This window comes from Erwinia pyrifoliae DSM 12163, assembly GCF_000026985.1.
GTDB classification, from domain to species: Bacteria; Pseudomonadota; Gammaproteobacteria; order Enterobacterales; family Enterobacteriaceae; genus Erwinia; species Erwinia pyrifoliae.
On record NC_017390.1, the window covers coordinates 1,974,665 to 1,990,245 of the forward strand.

The 15,581-nt window shown below is 50.8% G+C and carries 21 protein-coding genes and 3 pseudogenes; 16 read left to right on the top strand and 8 right to left on the bottom strand.

The window, feature by feature from the left end; translation table 11 throughout:
* Positions 1 to 176: 176 nt before the first annotated feature.
* The 8 genes from EPYR_RS08775 to EPYR_RS08805 all read right to left on the bottom strand — a co-directional run bounded on the left by EPYR_RS08775 (position 177) and on the right by EPYR_RS08805 (position 7,936).
* A complete protein-coding gene (locus EPYR_RS08775; RefSeq protein WP_012668046.1) occupies positions 177 to 1,661 on the bottom strand; it encodes a carboxypeptidase M32 in 1,485 nt (494 codons plus the stop codon).
* Positions 1,662 to 1,676: 15 nt separating this feature from the next.
* Positions 1,677 to 2,957: a two-component system sensor histidine kinase RstB gene (gene rstB / locus EPYR_RS08780; protein ID WP_012668047.1), complete on the bottom strand. Its 1,281-nt coding sequence runs from the start codon at positions 2,955 to 2,957 to the stop codon at positions 1,677 to 1,679.
* Positions 2,958 to 3,322: 365 nt separating this feature from the next.
* On the bottom strand, positions 3,323 to 3,886 hold the full coding sequence (locus EPYR_RS08785; RefSeq protein ID WP_012668048.1) for a siphovirus Gp157 family protein: 564 nt from the start codon (positions 3,884 to 3,886) through the stop codon (positions 3,323 to 3,325).
* Positions 3,883 to 6,126 (bottom strand): exonuclease family protein, encoded by a 2,244-nt coding sequence (locus EPYR_RS08790; RefSeq protein ID WP_012668049.1) that lies wholly within the window; start codon positions 6,124 to 6,126, stop codon positions 3,883 to 3,885. Before EPYR_RS08790 ends, EPYR_RS08785 begins: the two co-directional genes overlap by 4 nt.
* Before the next feature lies 1 nt (position 6,127).
* Positions 6,128 to 6,382 (bottom strand): hypothetical protein, encoded by a 255-nt coding sequence (locus EPYR_RS08795; RefSeq protein WP_012668050.1) that lies wholly within the window; start codon positions 6,380 to 6,382, stop codon positions 6,128 to 6,130.
* A gap of 82 nt (positions 6,383 to 6,464) precedes the next feature.
* The gene (locus EPYR_RS08800) at positions 6,465 to 6,740 is read right to left on the bottom strand and encodes a hypothetical protein (RefSeq protein WP_012668051.1); all 276 of its coding nucleotides are present in this window, start codon (positions 6,738 to 6,740) and stop codon (positions 6,465 to 6,467) included.
* Positions 6,741 to 7,193: 453 nt separating this feature from the next.
* On the bottom strand, positions 7,194 to 7,358 hold the full coding sequence (locus EPYR_RS19970; protein WP_012668052.1) for a hypothetical protein: 165 nt from the start codon (positions 7,356 to 7,358) through the stop codon (positions 7,194 to 7,196).
* 176 nt (positions 7,359 to 7,534) lie between these two features.
* Complete coding sequence (locus EPYR_RS08805; protein WP_012668053.1) at positions 7,535 to 7,936, bottom strand: helix-turn-helix domain-containing protein; 402 nt, start codon at positions 7,934 to 7,936, stop codon at positions 7,535 to 7,537.
* An 83-nt stretch (positions 7,937 to 8,019) separates the two neighbouring features.
* Between EPYR_RS08805 and EPYR_RS08810 the strand changes: the two genes are divergently transcribed.
* From EPYR_RS08810 to EPYR_RS08870, 16 genes and pseudogenes are all read left to right on the top strand, one after another.
* A complete protein-coding gene (locus EPYR_RS08810; RefSeq protein WP_012668054.1) occupies positions 8,020 to 8,223 on the top strand; it encodes a Cro/CI family transcriptional regulator in 204 nt (67 codons plus the stop codon).
* Positions 8,220 to 8,687 carry a toxin YdaT domain-containing protein gene (locus EPYR_RS08815; protein WP_012668055.1) on the top strand — a complete coding sequence of 156 codons (468 nt, stop codon included), beginning with the start codon at positions 8,220 to 8,222 and terminating at the stop codon, positions 8,685 to 8,687. Before EPYR_RS08810 ends, EPYR_RS08815 begins: the two co-directional genes overlap by 4 nt.
* A complete protein-coding gene (locus EPYR_RS08820; RefSeq protein ID WP_012668056.1) occupies positions 8,684 to 9,592 on the top strand; it encodes a hypothetical protein in 909 nt (302 codons plus the stop codon). Before EPYR_RS08815 ends, EPYR_RS08820 begins: the two co-directional genes overlap by 4 nt.
* Position 9,593: 1 nt before the next feature.
* The gene (locus EPYR_RS08825) at positions 9,594 to 10,340 is read left to right on the top strand and encodes a hypothetical protein (RefSeq protein WP_012668057.1); all 747 of its coding nucleotides are present in this window, start codon (positions 9,594 to 9,596) and stop codon (positions 10,338 to 10,340) included.
* 1 nt (position 10,341) lies between these two features.
* Positions 10,342 to 10,584 carry a hypothetical protein gene (locus EPYR_RS08830; RefSeq protein WP_012668058.1) on the top strand — a complete coding sequence of 81 codons (243 nt, stop codon included), beginning with the start codon at positions 10,342 to 10,344 and terminating at the stop codon, positions 10,582 to 10,584.
* Between the two features lie 122 nt (positions 10,585 to 10,706).
* Positions 10,707 to 10,844, top strand: a pseudogene (locus EPYR_RS21520) (hypothetical protein); the annotation flags it as partial.
* A pseudogene (locus EPYR_RS19165) lies at positions 10,783 to 10,920 on the top strand (type I toxin-antitoxin system Hok family toxin); the annotation flags it as partial. The pseudogenes EPYR_RS21520 and EPYR_RS19165, both read left to right, overlap by 62 nt.
* 602 nt (positions 10,921 to 11,522) lie before the next feature.
* A complete protein-coding gene (locus tag EPYR_RS08840; protein WP_012668061.1) occupies positions 11,523 to 12,122 on the top strand; it encodes a DUF1367 family protein in 600 nt (199 codons plus the stop codon).
* Positions 12,119 to 12,304 (top strand): annotated as a pseudogene (locus tag EPYR_RS21055) (DNA N-6-adenine-methyltransferase); the annotation flags it as partial. The gene EPYR_RS08840 and the pseudogene EPYR_RS21055, both read left to right, overlap by 4 nt.
* A 12-nt stretch (positions 12,305 to 12,316) precedes the next feature.
* Positions 12,317 to 12,598, top strand: coding sequence for a DUF1364 domain-containing protein (locus tag EPYR_RS08845; protein ID WP_259817556.1), 282 nt, complete (start codon positions 12,317 to 12,319; stop codon positions 12,596 to 12,598).
* Entirely contained in the window at positions 12,598 to 13,284 is a 687-nt protein-coding gene (locus EPYR_RS08850) for a bacteriophage antitermination protein Q (protein ID WP_012668063.1), read from the top strand. Before EPYR_RS08845 ends, EPYR_RS08850 begins: the two co-directional genes overlap by 1 nt.
* A 171-nt stretch (positions 13,285 to 13,455) precedes the next feature.
* Positions 13,456 to 13,791 carry a phage holin, lambda family gene (locus EPYR_RS08855; protein ID WP_012668064.1) on the top strand — a complete coding sequence of 112 codons (336 nt, stop codon included), beginning with the start codon at positions 13,456 to 13,458 and terminating at the stop codon, positions 13,789 to 13,791.
* Positions 13,792 to 13,794: 3 nt separating this feature from the next.
* Entirely contained in the window at positions 13,795 to 14,418 is a 624-nt protein-coding gene (locus EPYR_RS08860; RefSeq protein WP_012668065.1) for a glycoside hydrolase family 19 protein, read from the top strand.
* A complete protein-coding gene (locus EPYR_RS08865; RefSeq protein ID WP_012668066.1) occupies positions 14,415 to 14,822 on the top strand; it encodes a DUF2570 family protein in 408 nt (135 codons plus the stop codon). Before EPYR_RS08860 ends, EPYR_RS08865 begins: the two co-directional genes overlap by 4 nt.
* Positions 14,740 to 14,952 carry an Rz1-like lysis system protein LysC gene (lysC, locus tag EPYR_RS21630; RefSeq protein ID WP_071819812.1) on the top strand — a complete coding sequence of 71 codons (213 nt, stop codon included), beginning with the start codon at positions 14,740 to 14,742 and terminating at the stop codon, positions 14,950 to 14,952. The genes EPYR_RS08865 and lysC overlap by 83 nt, the downstream gene beginning before the upstream one ends.
* The gene (locus EPYR_RS08870; RefSeq protein ID WP_226060754.1) at positions 14,949 to 15,578 is read left to right on the top strand and encodes a major capsid family protein; all 630 of its coding nucleotides are present in this window, start codon (positions 14,949 to 14,951) and stop codon (positions 15,576 to 15,578) included. The genes lysC and EPYR_RS08870 overlap by 4 nt, the downstream gene beginning before the upstream one ends.
* Positions 15,579 to 15,581: the final 3 nt, after the last annotated feature.

Genomic DNA, 15,581 nt, shown 5'->3' on the forward strand with positions numbered 1-15,581 from the left:
CTACCAGAGGCAGCAGGCAGTAGCGTGAGCCAGTCGTTTAACAATTTTTACCTGCCAGACACGGCAGCGTGCTGGCTGGATTGGTACAGGAACAGTCATTCAGCCTGAGCAGCACATAGCCCTTTAACAGGCTATGTGCATCTGATTGAAGTCAGCTAACTGGTTTCCCGGTGCCACTATTTCAGGTAACGCTGTTCCAGGTGCTGACGGAAATAACCGGCATTAAGATCTTCCCCGGTGGCATTTTCAATCAGCTGACGGGTACTGAAACGGCTTCCATGCTGCCAGATATTCTGCTGTAACCAGTCAAACACCGGCTGCAAATCGCCGCTACGAATATTTTCAGCCACCTGGGGGATAGCGCGTTTCAACGTCTGGAACAGCTGCGCGGCATACATCGCGCCCAGCGTATAAGTTGGGAAATAACCGAAGGCACCGTCGGTCCAGTGAATATCCTGCATGCAGCCGTCACGATAGTTGCCGCGCGAATCCAGACCCAGCAGGGTGAGCATTTTCTCATCCCACAGCGATGGAATATCGTCGACTTCTATTTCTCCGGCAATCAGCGCCCGTTCGATTTCATAGCGTAGAATAACATGGGCAGGATAGCTGACTTCATCAGCATCGACGCGGATAAGACCCGGCTTAACACGCAGATTAAGGGCAGTAAAGTTATCGATACTCATCCCTGGTCGCTCGCCAAGGTGCCTGATGACCTGCGGATGGATCAGGCTAAGGAACTCCACACTGCGGCCCAGTTGCTTTTCGAAAAACAGGCTTTGTGATTCGTGGATAGCCGTAGAGCGTGCCAGAGCCACAGGCTGATCGGCCCACTGCTGCGGCAGGTTTTGCTCATAACGCGCATGACCGGTCTCGTGGATCACCCCCATCATGGCACTGATAAATTCTGCTTCGTTATAGCGGGTGGTGATGCGCACATCCTGCGGCACGCCGCCGCAAAACGGGTGGGCGCTGATATCCAGGCGACCGGCATGAAAATCAAAACCCAGCTGCTGCATGATTGCCAGCCCAAGCTGCTGCTGGCTGGCCTGCGGGAACGGGCCGGAAGGGCGGACTACGCTTTCATTCGCCTGCCGATCAACAATTTGCTGAAGCAGATTGGGTAGCCACTGTTTGAGGTCGCCAAAGGTTTTATCCAGTTGCGCACTGGTCATACCTGGCTCGAAAATGTCCAGCAGGGCATCGTAGCCTGTGCATCCATTGGCCTGAGAACGGATTTCCGCCTCTTCACGGCTTAGTTTGACCACCTCTTTCAGATTAGCGGCGAAACCCTGCCAGTCATTCGCCGGCCGTTGCTGACGCCAGGCATGCTCGCAGCGCGACCCGGCAATGGACTTTGCTTCGACCAGCGAAGCAGGTAACAGCGAGGCTTGCCGCCATGCGCGCTGCATTTCATACAGGTTAGCCTGCTCCACGTCATCCAGATTTTCTTGTTGTGCCTGCTGCAACCATTCTCCCACCTGTCTGGCCGTCAGGATTTCATGGCGCAGTACGCTCATCTCGGCAAGGGCTGCACCGCGCGCGGGGCTTCCTCCGGCGGGCATCGTGGTTTGCATGTCCCATCCGGCAATCGCAGACAAATGTGCGAAACGGGATAGACGCTGGAAAGTACGGGTCAGATTAGCGTAAGCAGAAGACATAGCGTTCCTTAAAAGTTAGTTAAGCGCGGCAGGCCAGCAAAAACGGATGCTGGCACCGCCGAGTGGGCTACTGTCAATAGTGACATAGCCGCCGAAAGCCTGAGCAATCGAGTGGACAATCGCCAGGCCGAGGCCGCAGCCTCCGGTGGCGCGGTCACGACTGGGGTCAAGCCGGACAAAGGGTTCGAAAACCCGTTCGCGTTCATCAAGCGGGATGCCCGGCCCGTCGTCTTCAACCTGAATACAGGCCGTGTTGCCGTCAAACCATAGCCCCACACGCAGACGTTTGTCGGCATAGCGCAAAGCGTTGTTAACCAGATTATCCAGCACGCGCTCCATGAGCCGGGTATCCGCGATGCCTCTGTTTTCGCGCTGCGGCGTACCCAGCTCAATCTCATATTGCGGGTTTACCGTGCGGATATCGTGTAAACGCTCCTGCAACCACTGGGCGAGATCGAGGCTTTGCAGGTTCAGTTTAACCTCGGGTCGGTCAAGACGGGCAAAGGTGAGCAGATCTTCAATCAGCGATTCCAGCTGGCCTATATCGCGATTCAACGCCGCCAACTCCGCATCTGTCAGGTTATCGCTCATCTCCAGTCGGTAGCGCAGGCGCACCAGTGGAGTACGCAGCTCGTGGGCGATACCGTCAATCAGCTGCTTCTTACTGGCAACCAGCGTGTTGATATTATCCGCCATCTGGTTAAACGCCACGCCAAGGCGTAACAAACTGGAAGCGCTGTCGAAATGTATTCGCTCATCCAGATGCCCCTGGCCCAGCCGCTGTGCGGCGTTTTCCAGTTTCAGCATGTCCTGCCAGTGCGGGCGCATCCAGATGAATACCGGAAAGGCAAGGGAGATGCCGATAAATGCCAGCAGCGCAATATCAAGAATGCGCATTTCATGCAGGAAGAACAGGTAAGGGATAGGCCCCACTGCCAGCACATAGTGGCTGCGCGGAATATGTTGCAGAAAGGTGTATTCATCATCCAGTACAACGATCTCTCCGGAACGCAGCCGACGTAAGGTATTCGGGTCAAGCTGATATTTGCTCATCGGCTCAATGTGCAGCTTAAACGACAGGTTAAGGTCGAGATTATCGACGGTTTTGTTCCAGTCGCGCGGCGGGATTTCACGCAGCTCGCTGCGCATCAGATACAGCGAGCTTTTCATCAAATCATTCATCGATTCACGCCCGGCGCGCTCGGCGGTAAATTTGTAAACCAACCCGACCAGCATCGCCATCACCAGAAAACAGACAAACAGCAGCAGGTAAAACTGAACAAACAGCTTCCTCATTGATTATTACCTTAAAATCAGCAACTTAATTACACCGCATTAACACGCAGGGGCGCTATGGGGCATTATATCCACTGATGCGCTGATTCAGGAACTCTATCTGATCGCCATCGAGGGCATCTATCCATGCAGAATACACCGTATAAACCCTCTCTGCATTCTCATGCCCCATCTGGCTGGCTATAAAAGCGGGAGCTGCTCAACTATTCCGTGGTGCCGCCGGTAACCGTTCCGCATATGCCAGATGATTGCTTTGGTATGGTCTTTAAAGTCATCGGGTTCTGTTCTTCTGGCGAACAAAAGGCTGTTGAATTCACCGCTCATATCTCTGTCTCAGTAAGCGGCCATCGTTGGCCGCATCCGGGTTAACGCACCTGCAAAGTGGGCGATCCCGTCTCAAGATGAGCGCCGGGGATCGAGTGGAGCCATTCCGGTGCTGGTTCTTCGCCGGCAGCCCTGGCCGCTTCAATTTTTGTGGCCAGCTCCTGTAATGCTTTTTTCAGTTCGTCGTTTTTTGTCGTGGTGACCACTTCGGTATGCGACTCAACAAATTCATCGGGCAACAAATCCACGTTATCGATTTTCAGGCTTACGCCGCCTTTGCGGGCCGTGAAGGTGTTGAGCGTGGTTTTAAAGGTGGTGCGTTCGCTGATCTGGAGGCATTGCAGCAGGTAGCTTTTGAGCGCACAGGCCTGACGTTCCCAATGTTTTTTCCGCTCACTAACCCGCGCCGCTTCTTTTTTACAGGCTTCCGCTTTTGCATCGAAATCGCGGATGACGCGCATGGTTGCGTCGAATTTGTCTTCCAGCATTGCTTCGATACCTTCCAGGGTATCGGCAATCATTTCAGGGGTGAGATCCCCGCCATCAGCGGCAAGAGACTCCAGTTTGCTCATGTCTGAAGCGAGGTCGATGGTACGGTTGCTCATGCTGCTTTCTCCTGCAATTTGGCGAGGCATTCGGATTTAACTTCGTCGAGGCGGCGCAGACGGCCCTCAAGGTATTTGGCGTATTCACGGTCGGCCTTATCACGCGCAGCTTTGAGGTGAACGCCCATCACGCGGGTGAGGGATGAGGCGATACCCGATATTTCGTTAGGCGTGACGGCGGAGCGCATGCTGTTGGTGTTCTGCTTGAATTTTTCATCCAGCTCTTTGCGGATACGCGTGACGTCCTCGGCCTTATCGCTGGCATTACGAATATCGAACTCAATGGCGTTTTCCTGCTTGTATTCGGCCTGGTCGTACAGCCCCAGCCACACATCAGCGGAGAAGCCCAGTAGGGAAAGCGCTTTTTTGATGGCGTCGGTGAGTGATTTTTTTTGTGCTTCACCATCGCAAGTAATGCCATGTTTGGTTTTGTACAGGTATTTAGTCGCGCCATAGGCTTCGAAGCGCTCGGCGGTGCCGGTATCTGTCAGGTACCAGAATCCGATTTTTATGCTGTGGTTTAGCTCGGTGATCAGCGTGCCATCTGCGTCTCGCAATATGCGATTACCGACAAATTTATTATCGTCACAGATGGCTTCGCTCAAAGGGGCGCCGGGGATCATGCGGTCTTCCATCACCTCAAAGCCCCAGCCGGTGCCGATGGGGCCGAAGATCTCGGTGGCGCGCATAATCATGTATTCGGCATTAATGCTGGTACCCTCAAACCCCGCACCCGCCAGGTCTTTGGTATAGCGAGGGTCCGTGCGCATGACGCTGCGCCAGATTTTCAGGTTGTCGCCTTTCTCCGCGAGGTCTTTCTCCAGCGCGGCACCGATGGACTGGAAAGCAGGGGATTGGCGTTGCGCCTGAGCCTCTTGCGTTTTTCCGACTTCATTTGAGGCGCTTTGAGCACTTATTTGAGTCTGGCCAGCATCCAGACCGTCAACGGTGAAGCGTCCATTGCCGGGGTTATTAATTGTTGGCTCTTCGCCGCTGGCTTGCTGCTGCACCGTGGGCGCATCTTTGAGGGACAGGTATTCCTCTTTGGTGATTTCTTCGCACCCCTGATCCAGCACGGTTTCGAGTTTCGCCAGTTTATTGGCGCGGCTTACTTCTCCTTCCGGGGTTCTGTAATAGAAAGGCCCGGTACGTTCTACCGATGCCGCAGTTTCCATCGGCCGCGTTGCTGTCGCATGATCAGGCTGTTGCGGTTCCACTGTATGAGCTTCTGCCGGTTGATGTTCCAGTACGCGAGTTGATGCCGCCGTGTTTTGTTGGCTTTCATCTGTATGACCCTCCATTTTTCCGTGTTCAGCCAGGTATCCGGCGATGTAACGACCATGTGATTCTGGAAATTTACAGGTTTCTGGTGCAGGTGCGTTGCGGACGACGCCGAAGATTGTCGGACGGTCGTATGCGAGAATGTTTGGCTGGGTTCGCAATTGCATTGACCAGCGTTTCCAGTCTTCGCGATCGTCTTTAATGATGCCGTTGGCCCAGCGAGTTACCGAGGCGAGCGGAGCATTTGGATTCACATCACCCGCCCAGAGGGCAATGGCTATCTCAATATCGAGAGTTTTATGGGTGTGCTCGTAGGGGCGCGGGATAACTTCATATTCGTCGATGGAATCTTCGCCACCGGCACCGCCTTTGCGGGTTTGCTCACATTGCTTAACCCAGCCTGCCAGCACGGCTTTGATCTCTGGCCATTTCTTTGTCGTGGCGCAGTTATTACGTATGTAGTCGATAGCGTCCAGTATGCGTTCTGGATACATAGAAATGACCGCTGGTGTCTTAGATATCGCGTCTATAATGTGGCGTTCGAAACCTGACCCATCTTGTTCTATGGCCATAGCAACCGACAATTGGGTATGTGTAATTTCCGTTGTATGAAATTTAAGCAGAACTGCCACCCGGAGAGATTGAGATAATTTGTGAAACTCAACAGGTTTAGGCTGCTCTTTCAATACCGGATGGCCGAGTTCATCATTCCACTCGTGATCGAATAAAAATGTTTCATCCCATTCAGTAGCGGGGCGGGGAACATCAGGTGCGTGCGGGTAGAGGCGAAGTTCGAACAAAGAATCGTCCGCATCCGGGAATTCTTCCATAAACAGCAAAGTCGCTTTTGCCCGAGCCTGTTTCTCATTTGCCGCTTCAAAATGATGAGCGATACGCAGTGCGCCATTTTCTTCAATGGCTTGTTCATGCGGGAACCAACAGCCGGTAAATTTAGACATTTCAATCTCCGTTATTTACGCTTTGATAAGTTTCATTTAAATTATTCAGTACGTTTGCAGGTAATACGTACGGAAGGTTTCTTTTGTCGCAATTCTTTATTTGACTGATTACGTAGGTAGCCATTTCCTCGGTAGTGAGATAACCACTGGCAATTAATTCAAATATCATTTTTTCCATTGCGCTGGGTGCGATGCTTAGCGTGATTTCATCACCGTTTGTCAGTGATAGTTTTTTGAACGCGAGAGTAATATCCAATTCATGACTCCTCATTTATCAGGTAAGCACTGAATAAATGCTTATGCTGATAAACGCCCCGCGCGAATGGGGCTGATAGCGCTTAATGAAATACGATGCTAACCCTGTTTTTCTTATAATCTTCGTAGGTGCCGCTTTCTTTCTCGGCTTCGTGCAGTTGAATATGTACGCCAGTTAGCTCATCAAACGCGGCGTGAACACAACCAAACTGACCGAGAACGTAGCCACCATCCAAGACGATGGTCATGTATGATCGAGCGGTGTGAATTAATCCGGTAATTGAATTTTCACAGTTGAATAATGTCAGTTCGCTATTAATGGTGAATAAGCGAAGATTTATAATATTTATGGTTTCCATATTTTCTCCTGAAAAATATTGTGGATTTACCTGCCGGATTAACGGCATAAATGTATTCTGGTTTGGCTTAAATTAGTTAATAAGCGGTAAGCCGCGTTGATTTAGGATCACTTCAATCGTGTCACTGTTTATTCTGGTTACTTCCGAGGGGGGGTAAAGCATATAACCCTTTTTCCAGATTTGCAGATGAACGCCAATATTTTCCTTTATGCTTTATCATCGTGCCCGGAACTACGGCATGACGAGGCATAAATGCTGTACCGTACATGTTAGTCTCCTTTATTTAGTTGCCGGTTACGTTTTCGGTGTTCTCATTGAGAACCGTTTCCCTGGTGAGGGCGTAAAAAATAAATACTGGTTAGCTATAAGCGGTCGGTTCTCCGTCATCACAGTTAGCTAAATTATTTTTTAAATCCCATCATGCGCAGCCAGGAATTTAAATCCTTACGGCTTTTAAAATCTGTTGACCGGTTTTCCACCCTTGCAACATGAGCCGTCAAAGAAGACGGTCACGCCCGGAGCGAATTGCTGAACCTTGCCTCGGTAGCCGTTCTGCACCAGATATTGCTTCCCTGTAAATCTGTTTACATACATTGTTGCGTTGAGATAGTTTTGCATCGCCGCGTCTCCGGTGTTTTGCCCTTATCGCCAGGCTGGCGGAACGTTTGCTGTGAAATCACTGTGTGGTTTCGATGTGACTAAATTAGCTAAGGCTAACGAATAGATCAAGTAAATGTTAGTCATGGCTAACGATTGAGGCGTAATAATTAGCTAACACTTTGTTAGCTAAAAGATTATTTTTTACTTGCGCGTTGGCGAGCTTTGAGGAGTTCTTCTAGACGAATTTTATTATTTTCTACGCGTGCTCTAAGTTCGTTGAGCAGCTCATCTTGTTCTGAGTCAGTAATAGCGATAAACAGCCCGATCAACTCGCGCTGTTTATCGTCAAGTTCCAAGGGGGTGTCAGTAGGCTCCTGGGGAGATTGGTTTTGATCCCCAAAAAGTACCCACGTAGGAGTGCACTGGAGTATCTTAGTTAAGGCAAAAAGATTTTTCCCAGTAGGCTCACTATCATCCCTTTCCCACTGAGATACGGACACATGTGAGATCTTTAACGCCTTTGCTAAAGAGCGCTGCGTAAACTTCATTTCTTTCCGGCGGTTCCGGATGCGTTCGCCAATGGTTAAATTTTTCATAGTTAGCTAATGCTAATTCTTCTTTACTCTGTTTATGTTAACTTCTATATTGTTAGTCATGGCTAACAAATGGGGTTCGTAAAGTGTACAAAGAAGATGCGATCAAATTCTTTGGTAGTAAAAGCAAGCTGGCTGCGGCTGCGAATGTAACCAGGCCTTCAGTCACTCGTTGGGGAAGAATTATTCCTAAACTGCGTGCTATGGAACTGGCTGCCATAACTAATGGTGCTTTGCAGTATGAGGCTGATTTGTATGCAGCACAGTATAACGGAGGAACTGAATCATGAAAATCAGTCCTCCGATTGATGTTGTTGCTGCTGAATTGGAAGCTTGGGCATTGATGGCTGGTTGGAAAACTGTGGCTATCCGCGTTGCAGCTGCTTATCACTGCAATTGTCGCGGTAATTTGTTACCACAGGTTGATAGCGAAGCAGGGTTGAGAAATGCCGTACAGCGATTGCGGCGGATATTCCGTGGATATGATGGGCCGCGTTACGCATCAGTTGCCGAAGATCTAAAACAGGCTGCGCTGGCTGCATTACCGCCAGAACGTCGAGCCAGGCTAGAGTCTCCTGGGGACCCGTCATTACTGGCAACTATCGCGGCGCAAGAAGGTATCGAGGCCGTTAATGCTGTCCATCTCGGTGCACCTACAGCAGTTATTATGCGAAAGGTCAGTGAAGCAATCGATGCGTTGATAGCAATGAGAAATTCCGTCATGGAATGGAATATTCCTACGGGGGCATCGTGAGTTTGTTATTCAATTTTCGACCATTAGTAGTAAGTCCTCAGCTTGCCGAGAGAATCGGTCTGAATGAAGCCATCGTACTTCAGCAGATTAATTACTGGCTCAATGACGTAGAGGCCAGATACGAACATGCAGGGCGCAGGTGGGTATATAACACATATGAGGAATGGCAAAAACAGTTTCCATTTTGGTCAATTCCAACTATCAAGCGGACGTTGGTCAGTCTGGAAAAATTGGGTGTTGTCATAGCTGAAAAATTGCAAAAGTCCCAATGCAATCATACAAAATATTACACCGTAAATTATCAAAGTGAGTATCTAATCGATCGGATCAAATTGACTCAATCGAGCAGTTCAGATTGCTCTGTTCCAGATGGGATCAAATTGACCCCATCGATAGAGCCAGATTGCGCCTTTCTTACAAAGAGTACTTACATAGATTACTCAAATACTACTACAGATATTAAAGATCTCCCGTCACCGAAAAAAACGGTGTCGGCGCGTTCAAAAAATCGCGTTTCTGAGCCGAAGGAAACTGAATTACAAGCAGCATGCCGCGAAACCTGGCGGTCGTACTGCTCTGTTTATATTTCCCGTTATGGTACCCAGCCAATACGAAACCAGACGGTAAATTCACAAATCAAGAGTTTCGTGCGTCGCGTCGGCATTGGCGAAGCCCCGCGCATTGCAGAGTTTTATGTCTCACTTAACGATGGTTTTTATGTTCGAAAATGTCATCCAGTTGGCAGTCTGTTGGCTGATGCAGAAGGGCTACATACGCAGTGGGCTACGGGCGTCGCGATGACCGGAACCCGTGCCCGGCAGATGGATGAAAGCCAGGCTAATGCAGATGCAGCAGGTGAGGCTATCGCTATGCTTCGGGCAAAACGTAGCGCTGAGAGGGGGTGAAATGTTGACGGATCAGGAACAAGAAAATCTTGTGTTGCAACTCTGCGCTACAGCCGAAGTGATGGGAGGAGCATTAAAACCCGGAGTAGCACTCCTGATGGCAGAAGACTTATCCGGTCATAATTTCCGAACGATTGTTCGGGCATTATCCAGGGTGCGTATGGAGTGCTATGGCATGCTCACCCTGAAACATATTCTGGATCGGATGGATGACGGGACCCAGCATCCGGGGGCGATTGAAGCCTGGGCACGTTGCCTGGCTGCTGAAGACGAGGCCAACACCGTTGTGTGGACTACTGAGATGGAACAGGCATGGCATGTTGCACTACCAGTCCTTGAAGGACGTGACCGTGTAGGGGCCAGAATGGCATTCATTCAGCACTACGAGCGTTTGACATCCAGAGCAGCAGTCGTTGGGGAAAAACCGGATTGGCGAATTTCACAGGGTTTTGATCCAGCACTTCGGCACCGGGAAATTCAGCGTGCGTTAGAAACGGGACTGCTTCCTACACCCCTGGCAGAAAAATATCTGCCACCACCCGCATCAGGTAATAACATTTCCGGACAAAAGCGGATTGCAGCAAAAGTTCACGAAATGGCGCAGGCTCTGGCAGCAGACCGACGTAAGTGTGAAAAGGCGAGACGTAAACGGATCGAATATGAAAGATCCAGGCGACTAAGTTTATTCGACGATCAATACCAGCAGCTGCTGGATAAACAACAAAAATTGGATAATAAGAGAAAATAAATTGAAAAATTCATTATCTGATCTGAATAACCATCTGTTCGCACAGATTGAACGCCTGAGTGATGAATCGCTAAAAGGGGACGAGTTGCAAGAAGAGATCCACCGGGCAAAAGCCGTCACTGGCGTCTCAACACAAATCATCAGCAATGCGCGTCTGGTACTCGATGCACAGGAATATGGGCGCGGGCTTAAACCCACTGATACCCCTGAAGTGTTGAGGGTAGGGAAAAATAATGGCGCATAAATACAGTGAGACAGAGCTGTTGTGGGGGCAGTGGCACGCAACACTCGAACGGCAGGGTTTCAGGCATATACCAAGCATAAAGAGAAAAGCCCCGAGCTGTTAAATCAACCCGAGGCCCTCGTATGCTCTACACATGCAAGGTTAGCCTCTTACAGACCGAAAGGTCAAGGAGAAGCAGCCATGAAGCCGCAAAGTTCTGTTACCTGGTGCCTTGTTATCGTCTGTCTGACGATACTGGCATTCACACTGTTGACCCGCCATTCGCTTTACGAACTGCGAATACGGGATGGTATCAGGGAGGTTGCGGCAGTTATGGCTTGTGAGCCCAACCAGTAAGGGCAACCGGCGGGGAGTCATCCCCGCCACCGCCGTGTTGAGTTGAGGCGTTCCCAGGCACCCATTTCCGCCTCTTTATTTAAGTTTCCTCTGGCGACCGATAAAAAAAGTGCTCACCTTTTCTAAAGGCAGGGCAAATAAACATTAAGTTAATTTAATAATAACCATTAAAAATCCTTAGTCAGCATGGCGATTTTCTGCGTATTTAAGTACAGTCTGCGGGCATTTCCTGCACTAAGCTAAAATAGCCAAACATGTTTGATGTTAATGACTGCTAAGGATATGTAATTTACTTTTAAACGCGCGAAGGAAAGTGACGGATCTTCTGAATATGCTGGAGCAAAAGGATGATAATACCGGACCACCTCATTCGCGATTTGAACAAAAGTACGCGGCCTGTCGTGCTATACCGAAATGAACAGGGTGAATTCGTTTACGGTTTTGTATTGCGAGCGGACGAATTTATAACCAGTCTGCAGCAGATGGACGAAGCGCGTAAAAAGGCTGGATTACCCTCTGTTGATGATGTCAGTAATCCACTATAATCTCTGAACAGGTCTGAACAACCTGCTGTGAAATCACTGTGCCACCGGAGTATTCAGATGGCACAGATACAACTGCAAAAGATTGGCCCGGCAATTCTGACCCCGGCAACGCCCGAGGCCAGCGATTTCCTGCAACGTATTAAACTCGGTGAGTGGATACACGCAGACTTTAAGCGTGTCCGCAATTATCCGTTTCACAAACGCTTTTTTAAACTCCTTCAGCTCGGCTTTGAGTACTGGAACCCCACCGGCGGTGCAATTCTTCCCGAAGAACGCAAACTGGTCAATGGGTTCGTCGATTTCCTGTGCCGGCAGGTCGGGCAACAGCATAGCGTGGCGCTTTCCGGTGCGGCCGAACAGTATCTTTCCGATGCAGCTTATACCCGGACAGGGGATATTGCCCTGCTCAAATCCTTCGACGCCTACCGTGAATGGGCAACTATTCAGGCCGGGTATTATACCGAACACATCTACCCGGATGGCAGCCGCAACCGTCGGTTAAAGTCTATTTCCTTCGCCAATATGGACGAAATCGAATTCCACCAACTCTACAAATCAGTGTTGAATGTTTTATGGACGTTTATCCTATTCCGATCTTTTAAATCCCCGGAGGAGGTAGAGAACGTTACTGCCCAGCTTTTGGAGTACGCCGCGTGAACATCAATCCATATTGCAAGGCACTTGAAGAACTGCGCAACCGCCTGCCTCACAAATTGAAAGAAGTCGGCGATCGGTGGCGTACACCAGATGCGATTTGGTGGGGAATAAACGCCAAATTTGGCCCGTTCTCACTTGACCTGTTTGCTGACGATCACAACGCCAAATGTGAGAGCTATTACACCGCTGAAGATCTGCGAAAAAAAGCGCGTGGCCGGGAATGCCAGGTAAGGATCCCGGGTTATTGCAACGGCAACCCGGAGACATGCGTACTGGCGCATTATCGGATGGCCGGAACCTGTGGAACTGGTTACAAGCCCGACGATCAGCAAGCGGCTATTGCCTGTAACGGCTGTCACGATGCGATTGATGGCCGAACCAAAACTACTGACTACACGCATGACGAACTAAGGCTTATGCACGCCGAGGGTGTTTTACGTACGCAAGCAATCTGGCGCCGCGAGGGCTTTATCTGATGAACGAAAATCTGCTTAATTATGCTCGTCTGGAACTCACGCAGGCGCTGCGGGACACCTCCGGGTCAACAAAAGGGCAGTTGCAGGCGTTTGCTGAATATCCACCAGCCGATAAAGAACGCAATCCCCGAAAGCCATTACATGTTATTGATTTGGAGGACGGCCAGGGAGGTATCAGGAAGGTCAAAGCAGAAAATACCGCTTTATATGTCCTGGAAACACGAAGCCGCCGCAGCCCGCTGCCGCCGATAAACGATGAAGAGTTTGCCGCAGCACCCTGGCGTCGGGCCGTTAATACACTGCCTGAGCATGAACAGGCGTGGCTACGCTATTGTTACGGCTTCGATCTGACCTTCCGCTACCAGACGCTGATATGTGAGGCCATCTGGAAAGGGCATCAGAAGCACTTGCCGGCAGGCTTGCTGAAGAAGACCAAAAAGCGGCTAATCTCGCTGGTGTGGCTGGCGGTGCAGGAGGTGGCTACCGGGTGTATGAACGACACATACAAGGCGTATGCGGGAGCACTGCTGGCTTCTCAACTCGGAGTTTCTCGCTCTACGTGGTGCGAAATTTATGGACAGCACTGGCAGCGCTTAAAGCAGTCGGTAGTCGAACTGGATCAAAACGCTCTGGGAAAGGTCATTAACCGGATGTCAGATCGTGCTTTTAAGGAAGTTACTGCATGAGTATTGCAAAACCGAACAAAATAAGCCATATTTAGCGCAATTCATATATGCTGCCCAAATTACATAGACCCGCCATATGCGCGGGTTTTTCCATTTCTGAGCCTCGACTTTCGTCGGGGCTTTTTCGTATCTGTCACCCGACGTTCGGGCAAGCCCCGGCAGGGGGAGGACATGAAAATGCCTGATAAAAACCCGGACTTGTGGGCGCAACTGACCGCATGGTTTGCCGCTCACAAAGAGGGCGGCGGTTATGCGGCTACGGCTGCACTGATGGCGTTACTGCGCAGCGCCTATGTTGGCCAGCAGGGCTGGACACGGCGATTCATTGACGCTGCTATGTGCGCAATGGTCGCTTATTTCATTAAAGATTGCCTGGCCGCTATTGGTTGGGATTCCACCTATGCCTGCCTCGGAAGTATGTTTATCGGTTATGCCGGCGTCGACTATTTCGGAAATTTGTTACGCCGCATCGCCAGTCACCGTACCGGCTCCCCACGACAGGAATAACCGATGACCAAAGATCAATTTAAAGAGGCGGCCGGTATTGGTGCCGGATTAGCCACGCGCTGGTTTTCGCATCTGGAAGCAACTTTTTTCGAATTCGAGATCGCTTCTCCGGTGGAACAGGCGATGTTCATCGCCCAGGCAGGGCATGAATCGAACGGATTCACTGCGACTGCTGAATCCTTCAATTACAGCGTGGCCGCTCTGCAATCCACGTTTGGAAAACGCTTAACGCCGGAACAAGGCAAAATGCTGGGCCGCCAGCGCGGCGAAACGGAGGTGCCATTAAACCGCCAGGCGGCGATCGCTAATCTGGTCTATGGTAGCCGTCTTGGTAACAAATCAACCGGAGATGGTTGGAAATATCGCGGGCGAGGTCTGATTCAGGTAACCGGACTGGAAAATTATCGAACTTGCGGCGCTGGCATTAAAACCGATTTGCTGCTGGTTCCTGAACTGCTTGAAAAAGATGAAAACGCCATGCGTTCCGCCGGCTGGTTCTGGCAATCCCGGAATTGCAGCAAGTACCCCGGCGATATAGAGAGGGTAACACGGCTGATCAACGGCGGCAAAAATGGGCTGGCGGATCGGCAAGAACGATTCGAGCGTGCGCGCCAGGCACTGACATGAATGGCTGGATTTCAAAATTGATCGGCGGGGGATTGCTGCTCCTGCTGGTAGCGTCAATCTGCCTCGGCGGCTACAGCGCGTTATTGTCACACCGGCTGGAGCTGGCACGCCAGCAGGTTTCAGAACAGCAGAAGACGCTGGCGCAGCAGGCTGGACTGATCGCCACCATGCAGGAACAGGGCGCCCGAAACCGTAAGCTGATGTCCGAACAGCAACGGAGAGAGCAGCAGCTGCGCCAGCGGGGCGAAATCTACCAAAGGAAATATGAGGATGCTATTAAAAACGACGAGTGCGCCCGCCGCGCTGCTCCTGGCGTTGTGCTTGACCTCTTGCGCGCAAAGGATACCAACGCCGCCAGCGCCAATCGTTCTGCTGCCCCCAGAGTCGGTATTCAAACCCTGTGAAATACCAACGTTACAAGGCGATACCTGGGGCGACATTGGTAGCCATGCGCGGGCACTGCAAACCGCTTTATCAATTTGTGCCGGTCAGGTGGCTACGCTTAACCAATGGTGTGAATCCGCCGGGAGATAGAGAAATCGGCGGCGGGTTTCGAGGCGGCAGCAGAAAAACGCAACACGGCTACTGAGTCACTAAAGCAGGGGCGTGAGCGAGTCGGCTATCAGGGTTTTAACAGCCCGACGACCCGTGTTTTTGGGTTGTTAAACGATCCGAACCTCCCGGCTTATGAAACTGCAACCAAGCCCTGGCTGACGGCCACCTTCGATGAGATTACGAAGGACATTACCGATATGTTCTCACGTCTCGAAACGAACTCTGGTGGCATCATCCGCGATGATATGCCTGTCACGCTGACGCTTCCGCTGGGTTTCCGGTCGGCGCTGAATAAAGCTAATCCGGTCGCCAAAGGTGAAACCGTCAAAGAGTGGATCAACAACAACTATCCCAATATGCGCCAGGTCTTTTCACCTGAATTCAAAGGTGCGAATGGCGGGGCAAATATTGCCTATATGTTTGCCGGTAGCGTGGATGACGGTTCTACCGCAACCCGCGCAACTATCTTGCAGGTTGTGCCAGTGAAATACCAGTTGCTGGGGTCTGAGAATCAGATCAAAGGCTATCTGGAAGATGCCACCAACGCCACTGCTGGTGTCATTGCCACCCGCCCTTGGGCGATAACCCGCCTGAACGGTCTCTGATAA

Excerpts from the sequence above, each read along its gene's own strand:
- EPYR_RS08775 (WP_012668046.1), bottom strand. The coding sequence starts at position 1,661 with ATGTCTTCTGCTTACGCTAATCTGACCCGTACTTTCCAGCGTCTATCC.
- rstB (WP_012668047.1), bottom strand. The coding sequence starts at position 2,957 with ATGAGGAAGCTGTTTGTTCAGTTTTACCTGCTGCTGTTTGTCTGTTTT.
- EPYR_RS08785 (WP_012668048.1), bottom strand. The coding sequence starts at position 3,886 with ATGAGCAACCGTACCATCGACCTCGCTTCAGACATGAGCAAACTGGAG.
- EPYR_RS08790 (WP_012668049.1), bottom strand. The coding sequence starts at position 6,126 with ATGTCTAAATTTACCGGCTGTTGGTTCCCGCATGAACAAGCCATTGAA.
- EPYR_RS08800 (WP_012668051.1), bottom strand. The coding sequence starts at position 6,740 with ATGGAAACCATAAATATTATAAATCTTCGCTTATTCACCATTAATAGC.
- EPYR_RS19970 (WP_012668052.1), bottom strand. The coding sequence starts at position 7,358 with ATGCAAAACTATCTCAACGCAACAATGTATGTAAACAGATTTACAGGG.
- EPYR_RS08805 (WP_012668053.1), bottom strand. The coding sequence starts at position 7,936 with ATGAAAAATTTAACCATTGGCGAACGCATCCGGAACCGCCGGAAAGAA.
- EPYR_RS08815 (WP_012668055.1), top strand. The coding sequence starts at position 8,220 with ATGAAAATCAGTCCTCCGATTGATGTTGTTGCTGCTGAATTGGAAGCT.
- EPYR_RS08825 (WP_012668057.1), top strand. The coding sequence starts at position 9,594 with ATGTTGACGGATCAGGAACAAGAAAATCTTGTGTTGCAACTCTGCGCT.
- EPYR_RS08840 (WP_012668061.1), top strand. The coding sequence starts at position 11,523 with ATGGCACAGATACAACTGCAAAAGATTGGCCCGGCAATTCTGACCCCG.
- EPYR_RS08850 (WP_012668063.1), top strand. The coding sequence starts at position 12,598 with ATGAACGAAAATCTGCTTAATTATGCTCGTCTGGAACTCACGCAGGCG.
- EPYR_RS08855 (WP_012668064.1), top strand. The coding sequence starts at position 13,456 with ATGAAAATGCCTGATAAAAACCCGGACTTGTGGGCGCAACTGACCGCA.
- EPYR_RS08860 (WP_012668065.1), top strand. The coding sequence starts at position 13,795 with ATGACCAAAGATCAATTTAAAGAGGCGGCCGGTATTGGTGCCGGATTA.
- EPYR_RS08865 (WP_012668066.1), top strand. The coding sequence starts at position 14,415 with ATGAATGGCTGGATTTCAAAATTGATCGGCGGGGGATTGCTGCTCCTG.